The 23,199-nt window shown below is 59.8% G+C and carries 19 protein-coding genes; 11 read left to right on the top strand and 8 right to left on the bottom strand.

What is annotated here, in order from left to right:
* Window positions 1-226: 226 nt before the first annotated feature.
* Entirely contained in the window at window positions 227-2,431 is a 2,205-nt protein-coding gene (locus PSTU_RS0117640; RefSeq protein ID WP_019342339.1) for an OsmC domain/YcaO domain-containing protein, read from the top strand.
* 138 nt (window positions 2,432-2,569) lie between these two features.
* Here the strand turns inward: PSTU_RS0117640 and PSTU_RS0117645 are convergent, their stop codons facing one another.
* A complete protein-coding gene (locus PSTU_RS0117645) occupies window positions 2,570-3,811 on the bottom strand; it encodes a polysaccharide pyruvyl transferase family protein (protein WP_019342340.1) in 1,242 nt (413 codons plus the stop codon).
* Entirely contained in the window at window positions 3,808-5,079 is a 1,272-nt protein-coding gene (locus PSTU_RS0117650; RefSeq protein WP_019342341.1) for a polysaccharide biosynthesis C-terminal domain-containing protein, read from the bottom strand. The genes PSTU_RS0117645 and PSTU_RS0117650 overlap by 4 nt, the downstream gene beginning before the upstream one ends.
* Before the next feature lie 332 nt (window positions 5,080-5,411).
* On the opposite strand from PSTU_RS0117650, the gene PSTU_RS0117655 reads away from it, so the two are divergent.
* The 5 genes from PSTU_RS0117655 to PSTU_RS0117675 all read left to right on the top strand — a co-directional run bounded on the left by PSTU_RS0117655 (window position 5,412) and on the right by PSTU_RS0117675 (window position 9,606).
* Window positions 5,412-6,287 (top strand): YihY/virulence factor BrkB family protein, encoded by an 876-nt coding sequence (locus tag PSTU_RS0117655; protein WP_019342342.1) that lies wholly within the window; start codon window positions 5,412-5,414, stop codon window positions 6,285-6,287.
* 176 nt (window positions 6,288-6,463) lie between these two features.
* Complete coding sequence (locus tag PSTU_RS0117660) at window positions 6,464-7,579, top strand: glycosyltransferase family 4 protein (RefSeq protein WP_019342343.1); 1,116 nt, start codon at window positions 6,464-6,466, stop codon at window positions 7,577-7,579.
* Window positions 7,572-8,336 carry a DUF2334 domain-containing protein gene (locus PSTU_RS0117665; RefSeq protein WP_019342344.1) on the top strand — a complete coding sequence of 255 codons (765 nt, stop codon included), beginning with the start codon at window positions 7,572-7,574 and terminating at the stop codon, window positions 8,334-8,336. The genes PSTU_RS0117660 and PSTU_RS0117665 overlap by 8 nt, the downstream gene beginning before the upstream one ends.
* On the top strand, window positions 8,333-9,325 hold the full coding sequence (locus tag PSTU_RS0117670) for a lysylphosphatidylglycerol synthase transmembrane domain-containing protein (RefSeq protein ID WP_019342345.1): 993 nt from the start codon (window positions 8,333-8,335) through the stop codon (window positions 9,323-9,325). Before PSTU_RS0117665 ends, PSTU_RS0117670 begins: the two co-directional genes overlap by 4 nt.
* Before the next feature lie 89 nt (window positions 9,326-9,414).
* Window positions 9,415-9,606 (top strand): CsbD family protein, encoded by a 192-nt coding sequence (locus PSTU_RS0117675; protein ID WP_019342346.1) that lies wholly within the window; start codon window positions 9,415-9,417, stop codon window positions 9,604-9,606.
* A gap of 58 nt (window positions 9,607-9,664) precedes the next feature.
* Here PSTU_RS0117675 and fdxA read toward each other — a convergent pair whose 3' ends face one another.
* Both fdxA and mutS read right to left on the bottom strand, forming a co-directional pair.
* On the bottom strand, window positions 9,665-9,988 hold the full coding sequence (gene fdxA / locus PSTU_RS0117680; protein WP_019342347.1) for a ferredoxin FdxA: 324 nt from the start codon (window positions 9,986-9,988) through the stop codon (window positions 9,665-9,667).
* Window positions 9,989-10,118: 130 nt separating this feature from the next.
* Entirely contained in the window at window positions 10,119-12,689 is a 2,571-nt protein-coding gene (gene mutS, locus PSTU_RS0117685; protein WP_029404851.1) for a DNA mismatch repair protein MutS, read from the bottom strand.
* A 208-nt stretch (window positions 12,690-12,897) separates the two neighbouring features.
* Between mutS and PSTU_RS0117690 the strand changes: the two genes are divergently transcribed.
* From PSTU_RS0117690 to recX, 3 genes are all read left to right on the top strand, one after another.
* Window positions 12,898-13,398, top strand: a complete 501-nt coding sequence (locus PSTU_RS0117690; RefSeq protein ID WP_019342349.1) for a CinA family protein — start codon at window positions 12,898-12,900, stop codon at window positions 13,396-13,398.
* Between the two features lie 84 nt (window positions 13,399-13,482).
* Window positions 13,483-14,526: a recombinase RecA gene (gene recA, locus PSTU_RS0117695; RefSeq protein WP_019342350.1), complete on the top strand. Its 1,044-nt coding sequence runs from the start codon at window positions 13,483-13,485 to the stop codon at window positions 14,524-14,526.
* A gap of 5 nt (window positions 14,527-14,531) precedes the next feature.
* Window positions 14,532-14,993, top strand: a complete 462-nt coding sequence (gene recX, locus PSTU_RS0117700) for a recombination regulator RecX (RefSeq protein ID WP_019342351.1) — start codon at window positions 14,532-14,534, stop codon at window positions 14,991-14,993.
* Between the two features lie 66 nt (window positions 14,994-15,059).
* On the opposite strand, the gene PSTU_RS0117705 is transcribed toward recX, so the two are convergent.
* Window positions 15,060-16,151, bottom strand: coding sequence for an LOG family protein (locus tag PSTU_RS0117705; protein WP_019342352.1), 1,092 nt, complete (start codon window positions 16,149-16,151; stop codon window positions 15,060-15,062).
* A gap of 257 nt (window positions 16,152-16,408) precedes the next feature.
* Window positions 16,409-17,809, bottom strand: coding sequence for an MBL fold metallo-hydrolase RNA specificity domain-containing protein (locus PSTU_RS0117710; protein ID WP_019342353.1), 1,401 nt, complete (start codon window positions 17,807-17,809; stop codon window positions 16,409-16,411).
* Between the two features lie 128 nt (window positions 17,810-17,937).
* On the opposite strand from PSTU_RS0117710, the gene PSTU_RS0117715 reads away from it, so the two are divergent.
* Window positions 17,938-20,343, top strand: a complete 2,406-nt coding sequence (locus PSTU_RS0117715; protein WP_019342354.1) for a D-xylulose 5-phosphate/D-fructose 6-phosphate phosphoketolase — start codon at window positions 17,938-17,940, stop codon at window positions 20,341-20,343.
* 51 nt (window positions 20,344-20,394) lie between these two features.
* On the opposite strand, the gene PSTU_RS0117720 is transcribed toward PSTU_RS0117715, so the two are convergent.
* Complete coding sequence (locus tag PSTU_RS0117720; protein ID WP_029404852.1) at window positions 20,395-20,787, bottom strand: PA3611 family quorum-sensing-regulated virulence factor; 393 nt, start codon at window positions 20,785-20,787, stop codon at window positions 20,395-20,397.
* A 115-nt stretch (window positions 20,788-20,902) separates the two neighbouring features.
* On the opposite strand from PSTU_RS0117720, the gene PSTU_RS0117725 reads away from it, so the two are divergent.
* Complete coding sequence (locus PSTU_RS0117725) at window positions 20,903-21,619, top strand: tRNA-uridine aminocarboxypropyltransferase (protein WP_019342356.1); 717 nt, start codon at window positions 20,903-20,905, stop codon at window positions 21,617-21,619.
* A gap of 464 nt (window positions 21,620-22,083) precedes the next feature.
* Here PSTU_RS0117725 and PSTU_RS20980 read toward each other — a convergent pair whose 3' ends face one another.
* A complete protein-coding gene (locus PSTU_RS20980) occupies window positions 22,084-23,022 on the bottom strand; it encodes a DMT family transporter (protein WP_051127907.1) in 939 nt (312 codons plus the stop codon).
* Window positions 23,023-23,199 lie beyond the last annotated feature (177 nt).

Here is a 23,199-nt window from a genome sequence, read left to right on the forward strand (position 1 = left end):
CGAAGGTCGGGGGTTCGACTCCTCTCACCGGCACCAATGAAATCAAGGCTCACAGCGATGTGGGCCTTTTTCATTTCCTAAGGGTAATTGCGCGGCGCTCCGCGCTGGGTTGCTGTTTCAGAAGCGGAAAAGCGGCTGATTGCCGAGCGCCTATTGGGAAAAGAATAAGACTTCTCGTCTGGAAGCCGGATAATAGCGATCAAATGTATCGCTCTGGTAATCCCGCATGGAAATCAAGGTTAATTTTCTCGACAACCTCAGGCTCGAAGCCAAGTTTGATGATTTCACGGTGGTCGCCGATCAACCGATTCGTTACAAGGGCGATGGTTCGGCACCGGGGCCGTTTGATTATTTTCTGGCTTCATCGGCGCTATGCGCAGCGTATTTCGTGAAGTTGTATTGCCAGACCCGCAGTATTCCGACCGAGAACATTCGGTTGTCGCAGAATAATATTGTCGATCCGGAAAATCGTTATAACCAGATTTTCAAAATTCAGGTCGAGTTGCCTGCGGATATTTCCGACAAGGATCGCCAGGGGATCTTGCGTTCAATCGAACGCTGTACCGTAAAGAAAGTAGTGCAAACCGGGCCTGAATTCGTCATCGAGGAAGTCGCGAGCCTGGACGCTGATGCCCAGGCGTTGCTGCTGCCCGGAACGGGGACAGAATCGAGCACTTATATTGTCGGTAAGGATCTGCCACTTGAGCAGACTATCGCCAACATGTCCGGCATCCTGGCGGATCTTGGCATGAAAATCGAAATCGCCTCGTGGCGCAATATCGTGCCCAACGTCTGGTCACTGCATGTTCGCGATGCCCATTCACCGATGTGTTTTACCAACGGCAAAGGCGCTACGAAGGAAAGCGCGTTAGCGTCGGCACTAGGTGAATTCATCGAGCGACTCAATTGCAATTTCTTCTACAACGACCAGTTTTGGGGTGAAGATATTGCCAATGCCGAGTTTGTCCATTATCCGAACGAGCGTTGGTTCAAGCCTGGCCACAAGGATGCGTTGCCGGCTGAGATACTCGATGAGTACTGCCTGGATATTTATAACCCTGATGGTGATTTACGCGGATCGCACTTATACGACACTAACTCTGGCAACACGGAACGAGGCATTTGCACCTTGCCTTTCGTACGCCAGTCGGACGGCGAAGCAGTTTATTTCCCCTCCAACCTTATCGAGAATCTGTATCTCAGCAATGGTATGAGTGCTGGCAACACTCTGGCGGAAGCCCAGGTGCAGTGCCTGTCGGAAATCTTCGAGCGGGCAGTAAAGCGGGAGATCCTTGAAGGGGAAATGGCGCTGCCGGATGTTCCCCAAGAGGTGCTGGCGAAATTTCCCAGCATCGTTGCAGGTATCCAGGGGTTGGAAGAGCAGGGCTTCCCGGTGTTGGTCAAGGATGCATCGCTGGGCGGACAATTTCCGGTCATGTGCGTGACCTTGATGAATCCGCGTACCGGTGGCGTATTCGCCTCATTCGGTGCTCACCCCAGCTTTGAAGTCGCGCTGGAGCGCAGCCTCACGGAGTTGCTGCAAGGTCGCAGTTTCGAAGGGCTCAACGATCTGCCCCAGCCGACCTTCGAAAGCAACGCGGTCACCGAACCGAACAACTTCGTTGAGCACTTCATCGACTCAAGCGGTGTGGTGTCGTGGCGCTTTTTCAGCGCCAGAGCAGACTTTGATTTCGTTGAATGGGATTTCACTGCCGAAGGCGACGACGCCAACACTCAGGAGGCCGCAACCTTGTTCGGCATCCTTGAGGAGATGGGGAAGGAAGCCTACATGGCGATCTACGAAGACCTGGGCGCAACGGCTTGCCGCATCCTCGTGCCCGGCTATTCCGAGATCTATCCGGTGGAGGATCTGATCTGGGATAACACCAACAAAGCGCTGCTGTTCCGTGCGGATATCCTGAATCTGCACAGCCTCGACGATGAAGGTTTGGCTGCACTCGTTGAGCGTCTGGAAGAAAGCGAGCTGGATGACTACACCGACATCACGACGCTGATCGGGATTGAATTCGACGACAACACAGCCTGGGGGCAGCTCACGATCCTCGAGTTGAAGTTGTTGATCTATCTTGCCCTGCAGCGATTCGAAGACGCCAAAGAGCTGGTTGAAGCCTTCCTTCAGTTCAATGACAACACCGTCGAGCGTGGTTTGTTTTACCAGGCCCTGAACGCCGTATTGGAAGTGGAACTGGACGAGGATCTGCAGCTGGAAGACTTCGAAATGAACTTCCGCAGGATGTTTGGCGATGCCCGGATGGATGCGGTGATCGGCTCGTTGGATGGCGGCGTGCGCTTCTTTGGCTTGACGCCTACCAGCATGAAGCTCGAAGGGCTCGATCGGCATCAGCGGCTGGTCGACAGCTACAAGAAGCTCCACACGGCGCGAGCCAATGCGATGGCTGCGTCCCGTTAGTCGAAAGCCTGATCAAGCTGATGGCCCAAAGAGCCCGCGTGATTCAGGCCTGTGAAAACGCAGCGTGATCGAGCGCAGTAGCTTTCACACAGCCTGATGATTGCGGGCTTTGTCTTTCTTCTAGCGCGGCAGACTGAGTCAGTTCGCCGCTACAGCTTCCGGCTTGCGCTGTTCGTTGCGCGTCGCCTCTCCGCGACCGGGTGCTGCGTCGTAGAGCTCGATCATGTGATCGAGATTGGCCCGCACACGGCCCTTCATGGCTTCGACTACAGCGCGTAGTTCGGCCCGTTGAGTGTCGCCAAATACATTGATCAGGTTGGTACCGATCTGGCTGATCTGCGGGACTTCTGCAAAGCCGCACGACTGCTTGGGTACCCAGGTCTCAAGAAAGCTCGACAGTTTGATCACTCGCTGTGGCAGCAATGCGATTTGGGGAACGGCGTAGGCCAGCGCGGTGATCGCGCCGTGCAGGCTGGTGCCGCAATAGAGCTTGCTGGTGGCGATGCAGCGGATGATGTCGTCGATGTTGCCGCTGTCGACACGGTAGGCGCGCTCGTCGCCGAGCAGGCTGTGCAGCTTGTCGAGCGGTTCGTCGTCAGAGTGGCCGGGCGCCTTACCGATGGTCAGCAGCGCAATCTTGAGGCCGGTGTTGACGTTGAGTTCGGTCAATTGCTGAGCAATCGCCTCGATGCGTCGCTTGGCGTGGTGGTCAGAGATGTGGAAAACGATATGGCCGGGCTCGGCAGGCTCGGTCGGCTGCGGAAAAATATCGGAGATCAGAATGGCGCTGTCTGGCACGAGGTTGTGTTCGACACCGAGCTTGTCCAATTCGGCCGATGTTTCCCGGTCACGCACCGACACATAGGTGCAGTCTTCGAGGTTGCGTTTGATTGCGTCATGTATAAGCGGCTTCTTCCGGCTGATCTCGTTACCGCCCACGCTGTTGTACATCACCTTGTAGCCCGGCAGCTCACGTTCGCCAAGGACCAGCGGGATGTCCGAAGGAATCGAGGTGAACAGACGGCTCAGGCGGATGAATGCTTTGTGCCCGATCAGATAGGGGCTGGCCTTGATCGGGTAGTAGATCGCCTGCGGAGCGAGGTAGCCGATGATGCTTTCCCATTGCGCCGTCAGGCATTCGCCACCGGCCACGATGAGCATCGTTTTGGCCTGCTGTCGGGTGGCGTCCAGCGCTTTTTTCAGCGGAATGGTCGGCAGCGCACCATAGCTGGAGAGATTGGATTTTTTGGTCGCCGCGATCAGTACCGAAAAGCGGCCGTCCGCCTCCAGGTAACGCTTGAGGACGATTGCAAAGAGCAGATCGCCATAGTTATGCCGGTCATAGGCTCCGTAGGCGATTACGTTTACCCGGTCAGTCATGGCGTCGGACTCCTTTCGATGTTCTTGAACTGCACGTAGAGCAGGGTGTTTTTGATCGCCAGCGCCACGGCGGTCGCAAAGCAGGCGCCGTTGACGCCGTAGCGCGGAATGAGGATCAGGTTCAGCGCTACGTTGATCACGCAGGCCGCGATGTTGTTGTGCAGATAACGCCGGTGATTGCCCGTCATGGTCATGAAAATGCCCAGCGGACCGGCGGCCAGGACGAAGAAATAGCCGATGGCGAGTACCAGCAATGGATAGATGCCTTGCTCGCGGTATTCGGGGCCGAACACTGCAAGGATGTATTCGCGGAGCAGCCCGATGGCGAGCAGGATCATCAGTGCCAGCGCCAGCATGAAACGCGAGTACTTGCGGACGATGGAGAATGCCCCCGCGCGATCATTGCGCGCCCAGCGCTTGGAGATGTCCGGGGCGATGGTGCCGTTGATGATAAACAGCAGCGTGGTCGAGAGAGCGGCGATCTTGGCTGCGATGTAATAGATGCTGACTTCACTGGCTGAGCGCAGCACGCCGAGTAACAGCGTGTCGGACAGCTCGATGATGCTGTTCATGACAGCGATCAGCATCAGCGGTATGCAGAGGATGAGCATTTCTCGCCAGCCCAGCGCAGCTCCGGTTCCTGAGCGGGGCAGGCTGGCGCGGGCACGCCAGATCGATCCGAGAATGGCCAGCGCGAAGCTGAACGCAAAGCAGGCCACGACGGTGGTCAGGTCGCTGCCGGTGATCGCCACCAGCAGAAGAGTTAGTGCAGGCTGGAAGGCTGTTTGCCAGAACAGGCCTTCGCTGGTCTTGTGCTTGGCCTTCAAGGTCTCGCTGGCGATGCTCAGCAGCGACAGGCCAAGCGCAGTAACCCCAAACAGGACGGCGGCATGGACGAAATAGGCCTGTGTGGTCTCGGAGAAATACACCACCGCCAGGCCGATCAGGAATGCAGGTATGTTCATCAGTGCCGCGAGCATCAAGGCTCGGTCGAAGTACCTGCGCTGCTGGCCCTCGTGCAAGGAGGAGATATTTTTCAGGCAAGCAATGTCGAGACCCAGCCGGGCGAGCAGCGACAGGAAGATGCCCAGCGCCACGCAAAAGAACACGGTACCGGCCAGCTCCGGCACTAACAGTCGCGCCAACAGGATATTCAGGCCGAGCGTAGCGCCGGCGCCGCTGCCTTTTGTCACTACGAGTCGGGCGTATTTGACGAGGTCGGCTTTCATTCCAGGCTGGGGTGCGTCCGTGGCGTAGGCCGATTTCATTCAATGCTCCTGCGGTCGCTAATCGCGACAAAAGCCATGGCTGGCGTCCGGGTTGCTTCTACTGGTCAAACCCGATGCGCTGATCAAGCGGCTCGGACCTGGCGGCTGTATGCGGGCGCTTTCAGTCAGCGCGGGACTGAATTGGCGACTCCATCAAGAGCGTCAACGGCGTAGAAAGTTCCTCCGCCATGCGCCCGTCATGCTTAAGCCGGTCGACGCATCGCGTGCTACGGAGGCTCTACATCGCCTCGCTCATCCCAGAAGGCGAACTCTTGCAAGCGAGGGTCGTCCCACGATTAACGGCTTCGGCTTTAATCAGAGCGAAAAGGGGAATGGCAATGCTGAATACGCGTGGCATCGGCAGCTTCGAGCTGTTGAAACGCACCTTCAAGGATTTCAGCAACGACGACATGACCACCTACGCGTCGGCTCTGGCGTACCGAGCGATTTTTTCATTGTTCCCCTTTTTGCTATTTCTGATCGCGCTGCTGGGCCTACTGGATCTGCAGGAATTCTTTACCTGGCTGCGCGAACAGGTTGCGCTGGTGTTGCCGCCCGATGCGTTGGACTTGGTCAACCCTGTTATTGACGGAATGCAGGAGAAAAAAGGCGGTTTTCTTTCCTTCGGTATTCTCGTGGCGTTGTGGTCGGCCTCGGTCGGAGTCCGCTCGTTGATGAACGCCATGAACAAGGCCTACGACGTCGAGGAAGGACGACCGGCCTGGAAATTGGTTGTGCTTTCGGTTGTATACACGGTTGGCCTGGCACTGATTCTGCTGGCAACTGCGGCACTGATGATCGTCGGCCCGCAAGTTATCGAGTGGCTGGCTGATCAGGTTGGCTTGAAGGCGATCGTCGTCACGCTGTGGACCTGGCTGCGCTGGCCAGTTGTGGTGGTGTTGATGATGCTGGTGGTGGCGGTGCTCTATTACGTCACGCCCGATGTCGAGCAGGAGTTCCGCTTCATCACCCCAGGCTCGGTACTGGCTGTGATCGTTTGGATTGCCGCGTCTACCGGCTTCGGCTTGTATGTGCAGAACTTCGGTAACTACGACGCGACCTATGGCAGCATCGGCGCGGTTATCGTGCTGTTGCTCTATTTCTACATCTCAGCGGCAGTTATGCTCTTCGGCGCTGAGCTGAATGCGGTGATCGAACATGCCTCCACAGAGGGTAAGGATGAGGGTGACAAGCGTGTCGACGGCTAGCGGGCAGATAGCGCAGATGCAACGGCGAACAACTGTCCGGGCCGGTGGTCCATTGATTTCATTGCAGAATCTTTCGGGTGGTGGTCTGGCTGCGGCCCTGCCAAGGGGCGCCGCTCACGGCTAGTTGGAACCGGCTCCGAAGGTTTTGCATCGAGACCTAACGGAGACGCTCCACTTTGCACATCGCCGACATGACCATGTTCTACGCACCTGCCAGCGGCGGCGTGCGTACCTATCTCGAGGCCAAACACCGGCGCTTGCAGCTATATGCCGGAGTTCGCCATAGCATCCTGGTTCCCGGTGAGAGCTATAGCCACAACGCGGGAATCTATCAGATTCCGGCACCTGCCCTACCATTCGGCAAGGGCTATCGGTTTCCCGTACGGCGCACACCTTGGCGTAATCAGCTGCGCTCTCTGCGCCCTGATGTGATCGAGGTCGGGGACCCCTACATGACGGCCTGGGCTGCTCTCGATGCCGGTCGGCGCCTGGACGTGCCGGTAATCGGCTTTTACCACTCGGATTTGCCATTGCTGGTGAGCAACCGTATTGGCCGGTGGCTGGGCACCAACATGAACGGCTACGTTTCCAAGCTGTACAGCAGCTTCGACCGGGTACTGGCGCCGAGTCGCGTGATGGCAGAAAAGCTGACATCGCTGGGCGTCGATAATGTTTATGTACAACCGTTGGGCGTCGATCTGGATACCTTTCGGCCGAGCCTGCGTGACCCGGAGCTCCGCCGCGAACTGGGTCTTGCCGACGATGCGCGGTTGATGATCTTCGCCGGACGCGGATCGCGAGAAAAGAACCTTGATGTACTGTTGGACACTGCACGGCGCCTGGGTGAGCCCTATCATCTCCTGCTGGTCGGTTCTGGCATGCCGCATCGCGTGCCATCCAACGTATCGGTGATCGACCGCTTTTGTCCTGCCGCGGACGTGGCGCGCTACATGGCCAGCAGCGACGTGTTGCTGCACGCCGGAAACCAGGAAACCTTTGGTCTGGTGGCGCTCGAAGCCATGGCCAGCGGGATACCTGTAATTGCGGCTCGCGCCGGTGCGTTACCGGAACTGGTGCCGTTTCATACCGGTCGGCTCTGCCGCCCACTGGATGCCTCGGCGATGGCGCAGACCGTACGAGAGTTGTTCGAGGACGATCCGCGCCTGCTCGGGATGCAAGCCCGTCAGCATGTCGAGGCGCATCATGCATGGAACGCGGTAGTTGCCGGCTTGCTGGCGCATTATCACGCCGTGTTGGGCACTGCTGAATTGCCGGTCGCCGTGCATGGCTGAGCGCAGCTTGATGCTGGTGCTGCATGACGTGGCGCCCGAAACCTGGCCGGACTACCGGCCCTTTGTCGAAGCGGTCGACGCGCTGGGCCGGATCCCGATTTGCTGGCTCGTGGTGCCGGATTTCCACCGCCGCAACCGGCTCGATGATCATGCGGAATTTCGACGGTTGCTGGATGCGCGGCTCGTGCGTGGCGATGAGTTGATCCTGCATGGTTGCTACCACGTCGATGAGGCGCCTGCGCCGCGCACGCCACGTGACTGGTTCATGCGCCGCGTCTTCACCCATGAAGGCGAGTTCTACCCGCTGAGTCGGGAAGAGTCTGCCAGGCGTTTGCGCCATGGCATCGAACTGTTCGAACGCAACCAGTGGCCCCTGTACGGCTTCGTGGCGCCTGCCTGGCTGCTGGGGCCGGGGGCTCGCCAAGCGTTGGCGGCGACGGGCCTGACCTATACCAGCGACCCGGGCCACTTGTATTTGTTACCCGGCTACCGAGCCATAGCCGCGCCGGGCCTGGTCTGGAGTGCCCGAAGCGCCTGGCGCCGAGGCATGTCGCGGCTGGTCAGCGAGCGGATGCTCAACCGGCACCAGCAGGCGCCGGTGTTGCGACTCGGCTTGCATCCGGTGGATATGCGCCATCCGTTCTCGCGGCAGTACTGGCTGGATCTGTTGACCCGGCTGCTCGCGGACGGGCGCGAACCGGTGACGAAGAGAGACTGGCTTGGTCGCCACGTACTGACTTCGAGCGCCGCGGCATGAGTCGTCGCTGGTGGTTGCTCGCTGGCGCTTTGCTGATGGTCGCCCTGGTGCCGATTTTGCTCGGCGGCAGCGGCTTGTTCGAGCGGTTACGCGGTTTTCCCCCAGGCTTGCTACTGACGATGCTTGGCATGATCGTCGTCGGCTGGTATTTGAATGCGCTCCGGCTGCGCTTGCTCATTGGCCGTCGCCGCTTGGGTCAGCATCGTGCGCTGGGCATCGTGATCGCAACGGAGTTCGCCATCTGTGCCACGCCCGGCGGCGCCGGTGGTCCGTTGACGATGATGGCGCTGCTGCTGCGCCATGGCGTGCCGCCGGCCAAGGGCACCGCGACCTATGCGGTCGAGCAGCTGACCGATCTGCTGTTTTTCGCCTGCGCGCTGGTAGGCGTACTGATCTATGCGGTCACTCATTCGCTGAATAGCTATATCGCCAGCCTGCTGGGCTTTAGTGCAGCGTTACTGATCGGGCTGATGGTGCTGCTGGCATTGCTCGGGCGCTTCCATCGGCAGGTGTTTCTGCTCAACGGCTGGTTGATCGGTCGACTGGGTGTGAAGGGCACGCGCCAGCGTAGCTGGGCCAGAAAGGTGCTGGGTTTTCGCAATGCCTTGCTGGAGTGTTTCCGGTTGCCGCGGTCGATCCTGCTCGGGGTGTTCATCCTGACCACGCTGCATTGGCTGCTGCGCTACAGCGTGCTGTACCTGACCTTGCTAGGGCTGGGCAGCTCGCTGGCCTGGGCCTGGACCTTTATCGTGCAGCTGCTGGCACTGACGGCCGGACAGCTGAGCCTGCTACCCGGCGGTGCGGGCAGTGCCGAACTGGCATCCGCGGCGTTGCTGGCACCGCTGGTGGGGAAATCGACGGCGGCGGCGGGTATTCTGATCTGGCGCTTCGTAACCTATTACTTCTATCTCATCGCCGGCGCGCCGCTTTTTCTGCACCTCGCCGGCCGGCCGTTATTCGATCGCCTGGCCAAAGCCCGTAACGTCTGACGGCTCTGCCTTGCCGTTCCTCGGGAGAACGAAACTATTGTCGAAGGCGCTCGGTCCACTGAACGTACCCAAGCAGAGAGGAATGAGCCATGAGCAGTACTGAAGATAAAATGAAAGGCAACCTCAACGAAGCCGCCGGCAAAGCCAAGCAAGGCTTGGGTGAGGCAACCAATAACGAGCGCATGAAAGGCGAAGGTCAACGTCAGGAAGTCAAAGGCGATGCTCAGCAAGTCAAGGGCGAAGTCAAGGACGCAGTGAAGAAGGGCGTTGATCGCGCCTGACTCGCCGCTTCCATAAAAAATGCCCGCATTGCGCGGGCATTTTTTTGTCCGGGGCCTCTCAGCGCTCCAGATGTTGCAGCTTGTCCTTCACGCCGTCCCACTCTTCGGCGTCCGGCAGCGAGTCTTTCTTCTCGGTGATGTTCGGCCAGACTTCCGCCAGATCGGCGTTCAGCTGGATGTACTCCTGCTGATCATCCGGGACTTCATCTTCGGAGAAAATCGCCTGGGCAGGACACTCCGGCTCGCACAACGCGCAGTCAATGCACTCGTCCGGATGAATGACCAGGAAGTTCGGCCCTTCGTAGAAGCAGTCCACCGGACAGACTTCTACACAATCGGTGTATTTGCACTTGATGCAGTTGTCGGTGACGACGAAGGTCATTTCTAGCTATCTCCTCGGGCGGTTCGGGTGGCGTTGCAATGACGCCCCCTTCGGCAGGACTATGGCGGCACCAGGCAAATGCCGCCTATATCCAAAAAATGCGCGCGATTCTAGCAGCTTTTAGCAGCCGTCAGACACGCGCTTTCAGGTTGTATAGCAGGTCCAGCGCCTGGCGCGGGCTCATATCATCGGGATTGATCCGGAGCAATTCTTCGACCACTGGGTGCGGTAGGCTCGCGAACAGGTCGTTCTGCTGGGGTGGCGCAGGCTGGCCAGGAGTCATTTTCGGTGTTTCGTGGGGCAAGCTGGTGGTTTCCAGCCGCGACAAATGGTCGCGTGCGCGCTGAATCACTTCGCCAGGCACGCCGGCCAGCTGGGCCACCGCCAAGCCATAACTCTGGCTCGCCGGTCCCGGCAGAACATGATGCAGGAAAACGATGCGTTCGTTGTGCTCGGTGGCCGACAGGTGCACGTTAGCGACCACCGTCTGGCTTTCCGGCAGTACGGTGAGTTCGAAATAGTGGGTTGCAAACAGGGTGTAGGCGCGCAGTTTGGCCAGGTGCTCGGCAGCCGCCCAGGCCAGCGACAAGCCATCGAAGGTGCTGGTGCCGCGGCCAACTTCGTCCATCAGCACCAGGCTGCGGTCGCTGGCGTTGTGCAGGATGTTGGCCGTCTCGCTCATTTCCACCATGAAGGTCGAGCGACCGCCGGCCAGATCATCCGACGAGCCGATGCGGGTAAAGATGCGGTCGACCAGAGACAGCTCGCAGGCTTTGGCCGGCACGAAACTGCCGATTTGCGCCAGCAGTACGATCAAGGCCGTTTGGCGCATGTAAGTCGACTTACCGCCCATGTTCGGGCCGGTGATCACCAGCATGCGGGTTTCGTCATCAAGGTTTAGGTCGTTGGCGACGAAGGGCGTCTGCAACACCTGCTCGACTACAGGATGACGGCCTTGATCGATCTGCAGGCAGGGGTGCTCGACGAAACGTGGACGGTTGAGATCAAGGGTCAGAGCCCGTTCGGCGAGGTTGCTGAGCACGTCGAGTTCGGCCAGCGCCGCAGCGCTGTCCTGTAGCGGCGCGAGATGACCAATGAGCCGTTCCAGCAGTTCTTCGTAGAGCTGTTTTTCACGCGCTAATGCGCGGCTCTTGGCAGACAGCGCCTTATCTTCGAACGCCTTGAGTTCCGGCGTAATGAAACGCTCGGCGCCCTTCAACGTTTGCCTGCGGATGTAGTCGGCCGGTGCCGACTCGGCCTGCTTGCTCGGCAGTTCAATAAAGTACCCGTGCACGCGGTTATAGCCGACTTTCAAATTGGCCAGCCCGGTACGGGCTTTCTCGCGGGTTTCCAGATCCATCAGATACTGGCCGGCGTTTTCCGACAGCGATTGCAGTTCGTCCAGTTCGGCATCGTAGCCGGTCTTCAGGACGCCGCCCTCGCGGATCACGGCCGGTGGATTGTCGATGATGGCTTTAGCCAGCAAGGCAGCCAACTCGGGATAGGTTTGTATGGTCGCTGCCAACTCGCTCAGGTGCGGGGCGACCAGTTCCTGCATGCCGACTTGAAGCTGCGGCAGGGCGGCGAGCGCGTCGCGCAGGCGTGCAAGATCACGGGGACGGGCGTTGCGTAAGCCGATCCGCGCGAGAATGCGTTCGAGGTCACCGATTTCTTTCAGCTGTGGCTGAATCTGCTCGAAGCGATAGTGTTCCAACAGGCAGGTGATCGAGTCCTGGCGCGCTTCGAGTACGCTTCGATCACGCAATGGGCGATTCAACCAGCGGCTAAGCAGGCGGCTGCCCATGGCCGTCTGGCAGCGGTCGACTACCGATTGCAGGGTGTTTTCGCGTCCGCCGCCTAGATTGATGTCCAGTTCCAGATTGCGTCGGGTCGCGCCATCGAGGATAACCGTCTCGTCGAGACGTTCGTGGCGAAGGCTACGAAGATGGTGCAGTGCGGTGCGCTGGGTTTCCTTGGCATAGGTCAGGAGGCAGCCCGCCGCGCCGATGGCCAACGTCAACCGCTCGCAGCCAAAGCCTTTCAGATCCTGAGTGCCGAACTGCTGGCAGAGCCCTTTGAAACCACTGTCGCGGTCGAAATCCCAGGGCGCGCGACGGCGAACACCGCGGCGTTTTTCGACCGGCAGATTGGCTGGCCAATCGTCGGGGATCATCAACTCGGCCGGGTTGAGGCGTTCGACCTCTGCCAAAAGCGTTTCCCAGCCGCCGAACTCCTGCACACTGAATCGGCCGCTGGTGATGTCCAGTACCGACAGGCCGAACAGCTTCTCGTCGCCTACGACCGCCGCCAGCAGATTGTCACGATGCTCGTCGAGCAGCGCTTCATCGCTAACCGTGCCAGGGGTGATGATTCGCACCACCTGTCGCTCGACCGGGCCCTTGCTGGTCGCCGGGTCACCGATCTGTTCGCAGATAACCACCGATTCGCCAAGCTTCACCAGGCGGCTGAGATAGCCCTCGGCGGAGTGAAACGGGATGCCCGCCATGGGGATCGCATTACCACCGGACTGGCCGCGTGCGGTCAGGGTGATGTCCAGCAGCTTGGCGGCTTTCTTGGCGTCATCGTAGAACAGTTCGTAAAAGTCACCCATGCGGTAGAACATCAACTGATCAGGATGCTCGCGTTTGAGCTTCCAGTACTGCTGCATCATGGGCGTGTGATGGGACAGGTCTTGTGACATATAGCTCGACTTGGTGCGATGTGCAGGTAACAGAGCAGGCGCGGCTGGGTTCCGTACGGGTAACGGCCGTTGCTGGCACTGCGCGCAGATGAAATAAACCGGCAAGGTTATCATGGCCGTGCGGCTGCGACGGCATGCGGCCATGCGTGGCTGACCCTCGAAGCGAGCGCTGCTAAGGTGGCGATTGATATAAACATCGGGAGCTTTCATGTCCACCCTGACCGAACTCGCGGCCCAGCTGGGCCATGCGCTCCAGCAAAAGTCGGCGCAAGTAACCACAGCTGAGTCCTGCACCGGGGGAGGCATTGCCGAGGCCATTACCCGTGTCGCCGGCAGCTCGGCCTGGTTCGAGGCTGGCTTCGTCACCTATTGCAACCATCAGAAGACACGTCAGCTACAGGTGCCGGAACAGCTGTTTGCCGAAGTGGGCGCAGTGAGCCGTGAGGTCGTCGAGGCGATGACCCGGGGCGCGCAGTCCGCCAGCGGAGCGCAATACGCCGTTGCCGTTAGTGGTGTAGCGGGGCCAGGCGGCGGCTCGCCTGAAAAGCCGGTTGGTACGGTTTGGTTGGCCTGGGCTTGCGATGATCAGCGGTTCGCAAGACGCTTCCAGTTCGATGGCGACCGGCAGGCCGTTCGTGAGCAGAGTGTGAAGGCGGCGCTCGTCGGATTGATCCGCCTGGTGGCCGGAGAAAATCCGATTGAGGGCTAGGCGCTCGTTTTTGCCTATGCTCTAATACTGTCTACTTATACAGTTGTCGTGGCCTCTGGCCCTCTTGATCAAGTGAGGATTGTAATGGACGAGAACAAGAAGCGCGCCTTGGCTGCCGCCTTGGGCCAGATCGAAAAGCAGTTCGGCAAAGGCGCGGTCATGCGTATGGGCGATCATGATCGTCAGGCGATTCCGGCCATTTCTACTGGCTCGCTCGGCCTGGACATCGCCCTCGGCATTGGCGGTCTGCCTAAAGGTCGGATCGTCGAAATTTACGGTCCGGAATCGTCGGGCAAGACCACCATGACTTTGTCGGTCATCGCTGAAGCCCAGAAGGCCGGTGCTACCTGTGCCTTCGTCGACGCCGAGCACGCGCTGGATCCCGATTATGCTGGCAAGCTCGGCGTCAACGTCGACGACCTGCTGGTTTCGCAGCCCGACACGGGCGAGCAGGCGCTGGAAATCACCGACATGCTGGTGCGTTCCAATGCCGTTGACGTAATCATCGTTGACTCCGTGGCTGCCCTGGTCCCCAAGGCGGAAATCGAAGGCGAGATGGGCGACACCCACGTCGGTCTGCAGGCCCGTCTGATGTCTCAGGCGCTGCGCAAGATCACCGGTAACATCAAGAACGCCAACTGCCTGGTTATCTTCATCAACCAGATTCGTATGAAGATCGGCGTGATGTTCGGAAGCCCCGAAACCACAACTGGCGGTAACGCACTGAAATTCTATGCATCGGTTCGTCTCGACATCCGCCGTACCGGCGCGGTGAAGGAAGGCGACGAAGTGGTCGGCAGCGAAACCCGCGTCAAGGTCGTCAAGAACAAGGTGGCGCCACCGTTCCGCCAGGCCGAGTTCCAGATTCTTTACGGCAAGGGCATCTACCGCAATGGCGAGGTCATCGACCTTGGCGTTCAGCAGGGTCTGGTTGAGAAGTCTGGTGCGTGGTACGCCTACAAGGGCAACAAGATCGGCCAGGGCAAGGCTAACGCCGCCAAGTATCTGGAAGAGAACCCCGAGATCGGGCGCGAAATCGAACAGCAGATTCGCGACAAACTGCTAGTGGTTTCGCCGAACAGCAAGGCTAATCCGGTCGTTGAAGACCTGGCCGAAGCTGACCTCTAAAGCCGATGCCGGTCGTGCTCGACAGCCCTGCCGCAGTGCGGCGGGCCGCCATGGATCTCTTGGCCCGGCGCGAGCATGGGCGTATCGAGCTGAGCCGCAAATTGCGCTCACGCGGTGCGCCAGCTGAACTCATCGAACCTGCGCTGGAAAGGTTGGCCGATGAGGGATTGCTTAGCGAAGCTCGTTATCTGGAGAGTTTCGTGCGCATGCGAGCTAACGCCGGCTACGGTCCATTGCGTATACGTGAAGAGCTGACCCAGCGAGGGCTGGCTCGAGAGGATATCGAGCAGGCATTACGCGACAGTGGCTTCGATTGGAATGCGCAACTGCACGAAGTCTGGTTGCGTAAGTTCGGTGAATTGCCGGGCGATCAGCGGGAAAGGGCTCGTCAGGGCCGGTTTCTCAGCTACCGTGGCTATCCGCTGGACTTGATCGGGCGCCTTCTGCGAGGCGCTTCGCTCGACTGATCCGGGCTCGATAGCGTTTCCCCCTGCTACGGCCTCGTCCGTTTGCAATTCTTATTTTCGCCCCGCTCAATCGCCGGCACCCAATGGCGAAGCCCAGTGTTCCCTCGCATTGATGAAGTCGGTCAGTTCCCGTAGTCGACCGTGGTCCCGTCCGTTGAATACGAAGCTCAGCCTGGGTAACGGCTGCAGTTCCGGCTCGTCCAGTTCCATTTCGCAGCACGCTTGCTGCTCGAAGCGACCTTTCAGGCAAAGGTCGGCAAAATGTTCGTTCATGTCGGACACCGCGGCGTCGGTCAGCACATGGTTCATGCGCATGACGAAGCGATCCTGCAGCCATCGGCTCGAGTGGAAGTTGCTGTAGAAGTGATCGATCTCTGCGGCAGCGTCCTCGGCATTGTCTACCAGACGCATCAGGCGCATGTCAGTCGGCAGGATGTAACGGTTGCCCTCAAGCTGCCGGCGCATGAAGTCAATCGCGTCTTTCCAGAACGTGCCGCCGGGTTCATCTAGCAGTACGATTGGCACCAGCGGGCTCTTGCCCGTCTGCAACAGGGTGAGGACTTCCAGGGTTTCGTCCAGCGTGCCGAAGCCGCCGGGACACAGCACCAACGCATCGGCCTCCTTGATAAAGAACAGCTTGCGCACGAAGAAGAAGTGAAAGGACAACAGATGGTCGGTGCCATCTACTGTCGGATTGGCATGCTGCTCGAAGGGCAAGGTGATATTCAGGCCGAGGCTGTTATCCATGCCCGCGCCTTCGTGGGCAGCCGCCATGATGCCGCCACCGGCGCCAGTAATGACCATCAATTCGTAGCGTGCAAGCGTCTCGCCGAGCTCCCGGGCAAGCGCGTACAACGGATGTTCGATGGGGGTTCTCGCCGAGCCGAAAACAGTCACTTTGCGGCGGCGCTTGAACTGATCGAGGCGGCTGAAGGCGTGCTCCATTTCGCGCATGGTCTGCAGCAGAATCTTGGCATCCCAGCGGCTTCGGTCGGCTTGCGCCATGCGCATGACGGTAACCAGCATCTCCCGATACAGCGGCAGGTTCTGGCTGCTGGATGGAACTACCAAGGCAACCAGTTCATCGATTTTTTTCGACAGTTCGGCGCCACTGGTTTTGAAATGTCGCGACAGGTAATCGTCCGGTTCGAAAGGCATACGAGTCTCCTTAGAAAGCTTCGACGCTGCTCAGTCACCATGCGCGAGGGCGGCGCCTCCCATATGCGCATGTGTGCAAACGACCGCCGGAATTTGGCCAGGTGACACCTGGTATGCGGCTTACTTGGGTCAATGGTTCTATGCCTAACAGTAGCCCAGCGCGAAGGCGCAAATGCTGGTCCCTCCCCCTGAGCGAGCGAAAGCACATCATCATGCGTGCGTGAGCCGCAGGGTTGAGCTGCGGCTGTACCCGGTCATCAGATGGCGATGCGATCACCCGGTTCCGGAATGGTGGCTTGCCAATTGAGACGATCACGCAGTGCCTCCTGCAAGGCGCGCATCTTGTCCAGCTCCCCATGCACGAGATAAAGCTCCGGATGCGTCTTGAACTGGCTCGCCCATTCGACCAGTTGCGATTGCCCCGCATGCGCTGAGAAACCGCCCAAGGTATGGATCTGAGCGTTCACCGCTATGCGTTGGTGCATCAGTTTGACGGTCTTGGCGCCATCAACGATGGCTCGACCGAGTGTGCCGCTTGCCTGAAAGCCTGGAATGACCAAATGGCATTCCTCACGCCAGAGGTTGTGCTTGAAGTGATGAAGAATGCGCCCGCCAGTGCACATGCCGCTGCCTGCGATGATGATCGCGCCGCTTTTAAAGCGGTTGATGGCCATTGATTCTTCGGTTGTCGGTGTTGGTCTGAATATCGGCAGCCATGACTCGATACGCTGCCGGTTATGGTCGCCAGCTATGCCAGGCTGTATATCCAGTTGCTCTTGGAACAGTGAGTAGATCGCGTTCGCGCCGATGGCCATCGGGCTGTCCAGAAAGACCACTTGCTGAGGTACGCGACCTTGCTGGTAGAGGAGGCCGAGGTAGTAGATCAGATCTTGCGTGCGGCCGACCGCAAATGACGGCATGAGAACATTTCCACCATCCCGGTGGGCCTGCTGAAGGATCTCGGCAAGCTCCTCGATGGTTGCCTGATGATCGCGGTGATCGCGATCACCGTAGGTGGACTCCATCAGCACCACGTCGGCCTCGCTTAATGGCGTCGGCGCATGCATCAGGGGCGAGCAGGTGTTGCCCAGGTCCCCGGAAAATACCAGGCGGCGGGTGGCGTCAAAGTCGGTGACGTCGACCTGAACGATGGCTGATCCAAGGATGTGCCCGGCATCGAAGAAGGTCACGGAAATTCCCGGTGCTGCTTCGAAGGCGTCACCATAGGCATGAGGCTGACGTTGCGCCAGCATGCGTTCGGTATCGACCCGGGTGTAAAGCGGCTTGATGGCCGGCTTGCCCAAGCGCGCGCGCCACCGATTTTCCCACTCGGCGTCCTTTTCCTGGATGTTTGCCGAGTCGAGCAGCATCAGCTCAAGTAGTTTTCCCGTCGCCTCGGTCAGATGGATAGGCCCTTTGAACCCTGCTGCCACAAGCTTCGGTAGCAAGCCGCTATGGTCGATGTGCGCGTGCGACAGCACCACGGCATCGAGTGTTTGCGGGTCGAAGCTAAAGCCCGCGCGGTTGCCTGCTTCCTCTTCGCGCCGGCCTTGGCGCATGCCGCAGTCGAGAAGTACGCGAACACCTTCATGGGTTTCGATCAGGTAACAGGAACCAGTGACCTGTTGGATGGCGCCGAGAAAGCTGAGCAAAGCCATGAGAACCTCCTGTCTGTACTGTTGTGCTCAGCATGCCCGCAATGCCGGCGGCTCATCTTGATGCATATCAGAGAGAGCACCCGAGACGCTGACTAGACTGTCGCCAATGCCCATCGAAGGAGTCCGACATGAATCAGCTACTGCCCAGTCTTGTCGAGCTGGACCATCATGCTGACGTCCAGCCTGAGTTCGCTCGCTGGCGAACCGGGTATGGACCTTTTAAACATGCTCTGGAAACCCAGGCTGCCGTGTTTCGCCTGGCTCATCAGCTGGTACAGGTGAAGCTGCAGCCAGATCTGGCGAGTGTGTATCGGCTGTTGCAAGCCATCGATAGGATTGGCGCGGCTGGACTCTGGCTGGTTGTGCACATGACCTATGCGCGTCGCGTTCGCCTCGACGGTTCAGCTCTCTGCGCCGAGGATTTCAAGACTGCGCCAGAAGGGCACACTGGTGGCTCGCTGAACATGGTGCCTGCCTACGCCGGTTATCTCGGGCTGAACGCCCTGACCGGCAGTACACGTGCATGGCTGATGGGGCAGGGCCACTGCGTCGCAGCGATCGAAGCGCTGAATCTGCTTACCGACAACCTGCATCCCGAACAGAAGCAAGCCTACGGCGGTGGCGAAGCAGGTATCAATCGGCTCCTTGAGGATTTCTACGGTTACCACCAGGCGGCGGATGGCAGCCCATCGGCGCCCTTGGGCAGCCATGTCAATGCACACACCGGCGGCGGTATTGCCGAAGGCGGATACCTTGGCTTCGCCGAGCTGCAATATGCTCATATGCCGCTGCCGGGGGAGACGTTGGTGGCTTTCCTCTCCGATGGCGCGGCGGAGGAACAGCGCGGCAGCGACTGGATGCCACGTTGGTGGCGTGCCGAGGACTGCGGCGTCGCGCTGCCAATCATGATTGCCAATGGCCGTCGCATTGAACAACGGACCCAGCTTGGCACTCATGAGGGGCTTGAAGGGTTTCGCCAACACTTGAGTCGTTGTGGCTTTGACCCGATTCCCTTCGATGGTCGTGACCCGGCAGCTTTCGTCTGCACGCTGTGGGAAATGGAGCAGCGTCTGGTCCATCGTGTCGAGGAAAAGTCCCGCGGCCTGCTGCGCTATCCGTTGCCGATCCCCTACGGCATTGCCGAGACGGTGAAAGGGTTCGGCTTCTATGGCGCCGGCAGCAACGCGGCGCATAACCTGCCGCTGCCGGGTAATCCGCATGTCGATGACTCATCGCGCGAGCTGTTCAATACTCATGTCGCCCCGCTTTTCGTGCCATGGGATGAGCTTGAGCAAGCTCGCCATCTGGTCGCGCAGTCTCGTCAGGCGCGTCCCGCCGAGCGCGACAATGTGCTGGCGACCAGACGGCCCGCCGCTCCAGTCATGCCACCGCTCCGGTATCACGATCACGCCTGTTCACCGATGGCAGCGGTGGATGATTTTTTTGTCGAACTCACCCGTGCCAATCCATCGCTTCGCCCCCGTGTAGGCAATCCCGATGAACTGGCCAGCAATCGTCTTGGCGGGGTGCTCAGCGCGTTGAAGCACCGCGTGGTCGATCCTGAAGGAGAGTTGGAGGCAGTGGACGGAAAGATCATCACGGCACTCAACGAAGAGGCGGTGGTTTCCGCCTGCCTTGCCAATCAGGGTGGGTTGAACCTGGTTGCGAGTTATGAGGCGTTCTGCGTGAAGATGCTCGGCGCGGTACGCCAAAGTCTGATCTTCTCCCGACAGCAGAAGGAAGTGGGGCGGCCCGCCGGTTGGCTTGGCTGGCCGATCATCGCCACGTCGCACACCTGGGAAAACGGCAAAAATCAACAGTCGCACCAGGACACCACCTTCTGCGAGGCCTTGCTGAGCGAAATGAGCGATATGGCGAGAGTCTTGTTCCCGGCCGACCACAACAGCGCCCTGGCGCTGCTGCCTTCCATCTATCAGGCCCGCGGTGCGCTGGCGTGCCTGGTCATGCCCAAGCGTGAGCGGCCAGGCATATTCAATCAGGCCCAGGCCGAGCAGCTTGCTCGTGACGGTGCGATCGTCGTCGACGAGCAGAAGGGCGATAACGCCATTCTTCTGATCGCCAACGGCAGCTATCAATTGACCGAAATGCAACGCGCCACCCAGCGGCTCAAAGAAGCAGGTGTCAGCTATCGCCTGGTTTACTTGCAAGAGCCGGGGCGCTTCCGCGCGCCGCGTGATCGGTGGGAGATCGAGGCGCTGGCGGCCGAGGGTGTAACCGAGCGCCTGTTCCCCGAGCGGATGGAGATGAGAGTGCTGCTCACGCACATGCGCCCCGAGGTGGCGCGCGGCCATCTCTGGCCGATCCTGCCGGACGTGCGGCGCAATTCAGTGCTGGGCTACCGCAACCGTGGCGGCACGCTGGACGAAGGCGGGATGCAATTCGCCAATCGGGCGTCGTGGGCTAACGTGCTGGCCGCTTGCGCTCGGTTGCTCGATGTACCGCGAACTGCATTGCTCAAACCGGATGAGGCCGCTGCGGTAGCAGGCAAGGGCGATCCGCGCGTGCTGCGCTAGACGCAACTGTGAATGGGCAGCGCCGGTGTTGCCCTTGGCGTGATGGTGGTCTCAGCAATCGCTGGAGCGATAGCGCTCGGTGGTGATCGGCTTCTTGCTCTGGTATTCGTTGAACTCGAAGCGCAACACCGCGCCCTGATCCATCAACTGACGCAGGCCCTGGTTGCTGCAGACGCTGGCGGCCAGCTGAGTACGGACCTGTTTGGGGTTGTCGCGCATCTGTGCGGCGTGGCGTGGCTGAACGCTCAGGTGGTTGACCAGTTCATTTCCATCGACGCTGTACCCCTCGTCGAGCAGGTCGGAGTTAATCGCGCGCGGCGTGCCGACGCTGCTTTCGCGGGCGACTTTTTCGAGTAGCTGGCCCAGCTCCTGATCCTGTGCGGAAGCGGCATGGGCGAAGGGCAGGGCGAGGCAGAGCGTTAACAGTGGGGTCAGACGGGGCATGATGTTCTCCTGATGACTGCCGTCGTTCGACCGGTGCCCGCCCTTACGGTTCAGCGCTGCCATGGTGTCGGGACGGCTGTTAGACTGCCGCTCCGTCCTGATTGATCGAATTTAGATGTCTCATGCCGTACTCCGCCTTCGCGATGCGCGCCTGGCGCGTAGCGCCAAGCCGTTCATCGCGCGTGGCTCGCGCACGCCCCGCTGTGCTCGCTGCCGAGTAGCGGTCAGTCACTGTTTGTGCGAATGGTTGCCCGCAGTGACCACCACCAGTGCGGTGTGCCTGATCATGCACGATATCGAGCCGTTGAAGCCGAGTAACACCGGCTGGCTGATCGCCGATATCGTGGCCGATACCTATGCCTTTACCTGGCAACGGACCGGCGTAGAGCCGGCGTTACTGGAGCTACTGGCTGATCCACGGTACCAGCCGTTGGTCGTCTTTCCAGGCGAGTACGCGGTACCGGAGCGGGTGGTTGCTGAAGTCAAGGTCACACCCGGGAAGCGTCCACTGTTCATTCTGCTGGATGCGACCTGGACCGAAGCGCGCAAGATGTTTCGTAAAAGCCCCTATTTGAATCACCTGCCGGTGCTGAGCCTGCAGGCCGATGTGCTGTCACGCTACCGTCTGCGCCGGTCGACGCGAAGTGAACATCTTTGTACTGCGGAAGTCGCTGCCTTGTGCCTGGGTTTGGCCGGAGATGAGCAGGGCGCATCGGCGCTGGATACCTGGCTCGATGCGTTCACGGACCATTACCTGGGTGCCAAATATCACCGCACGCCAGACCCGGATGACGCGATCCATCGAGCGCTAGCTGCCCTCGGCGAGCGCTGATTTGCGAGACGGTCAGTGCTTCTAGGCGGCGGGCTGGGCTTGCGTGGGAGCGGTCTCGACCGCGATCTTTTCAGCGCACCCAGCGTCATCTGCCACGTGCAGGGCTACCGCCTCCCGATGTGAGCTGGCTTATAGGCTTTCGCGGTCAAGACCGCTCCCACGGGTGGGTTATGGCGGCGGGCAGGGCTTGTGTGGGAGCGGTCTCGATCGCGATCTTTTCAGCGCACCCAGCGTCATCTGCCGCGTGCAGGGCTACCGCCTCCCGGCATGAGCTGGCTTATAGGCTTTCGCGGTCAAGACCGCTCCCGCGGGCGGGCACTGGCGGCGGGCTGGGCTTGTGTGGGAGCGGTCTCGATCGCGATCTTTTCAGCGCAGCCAGCGTCATCTGCCGCGTGCAGGGCTACGGACTCCCGGCATGAGCTGGCTTATAGGCTTTCGCGGTCAACACCGCTCCCACGGGTGGGCTATGGCAGCGGGCTGGGCTTCCTGGCCACCTGTGGAATTTCAGTCGCGGCCGGTGCGAGTATGTCCTTGCGGGGCCAGAGTTGTGCGGCGAGCATGCCGACAAACATCAGCGCACATCCGAAATAACCTCGCAGGCTGAGGCTTTCATCGAGCAGCAAGGCGCCGCCTAGCGCGGCGAATACCGCTTCGAGCGAGAGGATGATCGCCGCATGCGAAGCAATCGCATGCTTTTGCGCCACGACTTGCAGGGTATAGCCGACACCTACTGCGAACATTCCGCCATAAATCAAGGCGGGTGCGGCGAGCCAGATACTGTGCAGGCTGGCCTGCTCGAAGACTGCTGCCAGCACCAGGCTGATGACTGCGCAGGTCACGAACTGCAGAAACGCCAGGCGAATGGCATCGTGACGACCCACGAAAAAGCTCACCAGCAATACATGCACGCCCCAGACGAAAGCGCCGGCCAGCTGTATCCAGTCGCCGGAAGCGATCTGGAAATTCTCATCGATGCTGAGCAGCGCCATGCCAATCACAGCGAGCACAGCGCCCAGCCAAGTGCCCATGCCGGTCTTCTGGCCGATCACCAGCCCCAGCAAAGGCACGACGATGACGTACAACCCTGTAATGAACCCGGAATTGGTCACGCTGGTAAACAGCAGACCAACCTGTTGCAGGTTGATGCCTATGGTCAGTGCAAGGCCCATGCAAAGGCCTCCGAGCAACAAACCGCGCTGCAGGAACGGCTCGTGGCGAGCAGCGCCTCGGCCTTGATGCAGTAACAAGGGCAGCAAAACTATCGCGCCCAACGCAAAGCGCAGACCGGTGAACAGGAACGGCCCGATGTTATCCATGCCTACCCGCTGCGCAACAAATGCGCTTCCCCAGATCATGGCCGTGATGAGCATTAGAATGTCGGCGCGAAGGGCTTGTTTGCGCATGTTTGAGCTCGTGCGGGGAAACGGCGAACTGTGCATCAAACCGATGCGCTTTGCCACCGCGTCGCCTTCCAATCTGGCAAGTGGCTGATTAAATGCGGAGCGGTGATCGAATTTCGCGTGGTGGCGCGATATCATCACTGCGGTCACCCTCGAGCATATTGCGGGTTCTCGCCATCC

This window comes from Stutzerimonas stutzeri SDM-LAC, from assembly GCF_000235745.1.
Taxonomy (GTDB): Bacteria; Pseudomonadota; Gammaproteobacteria; order Pseudomonadales; family Pseudomonadaceae; genus Stutzerimonas; species Stutzerimonas stutzeri_H.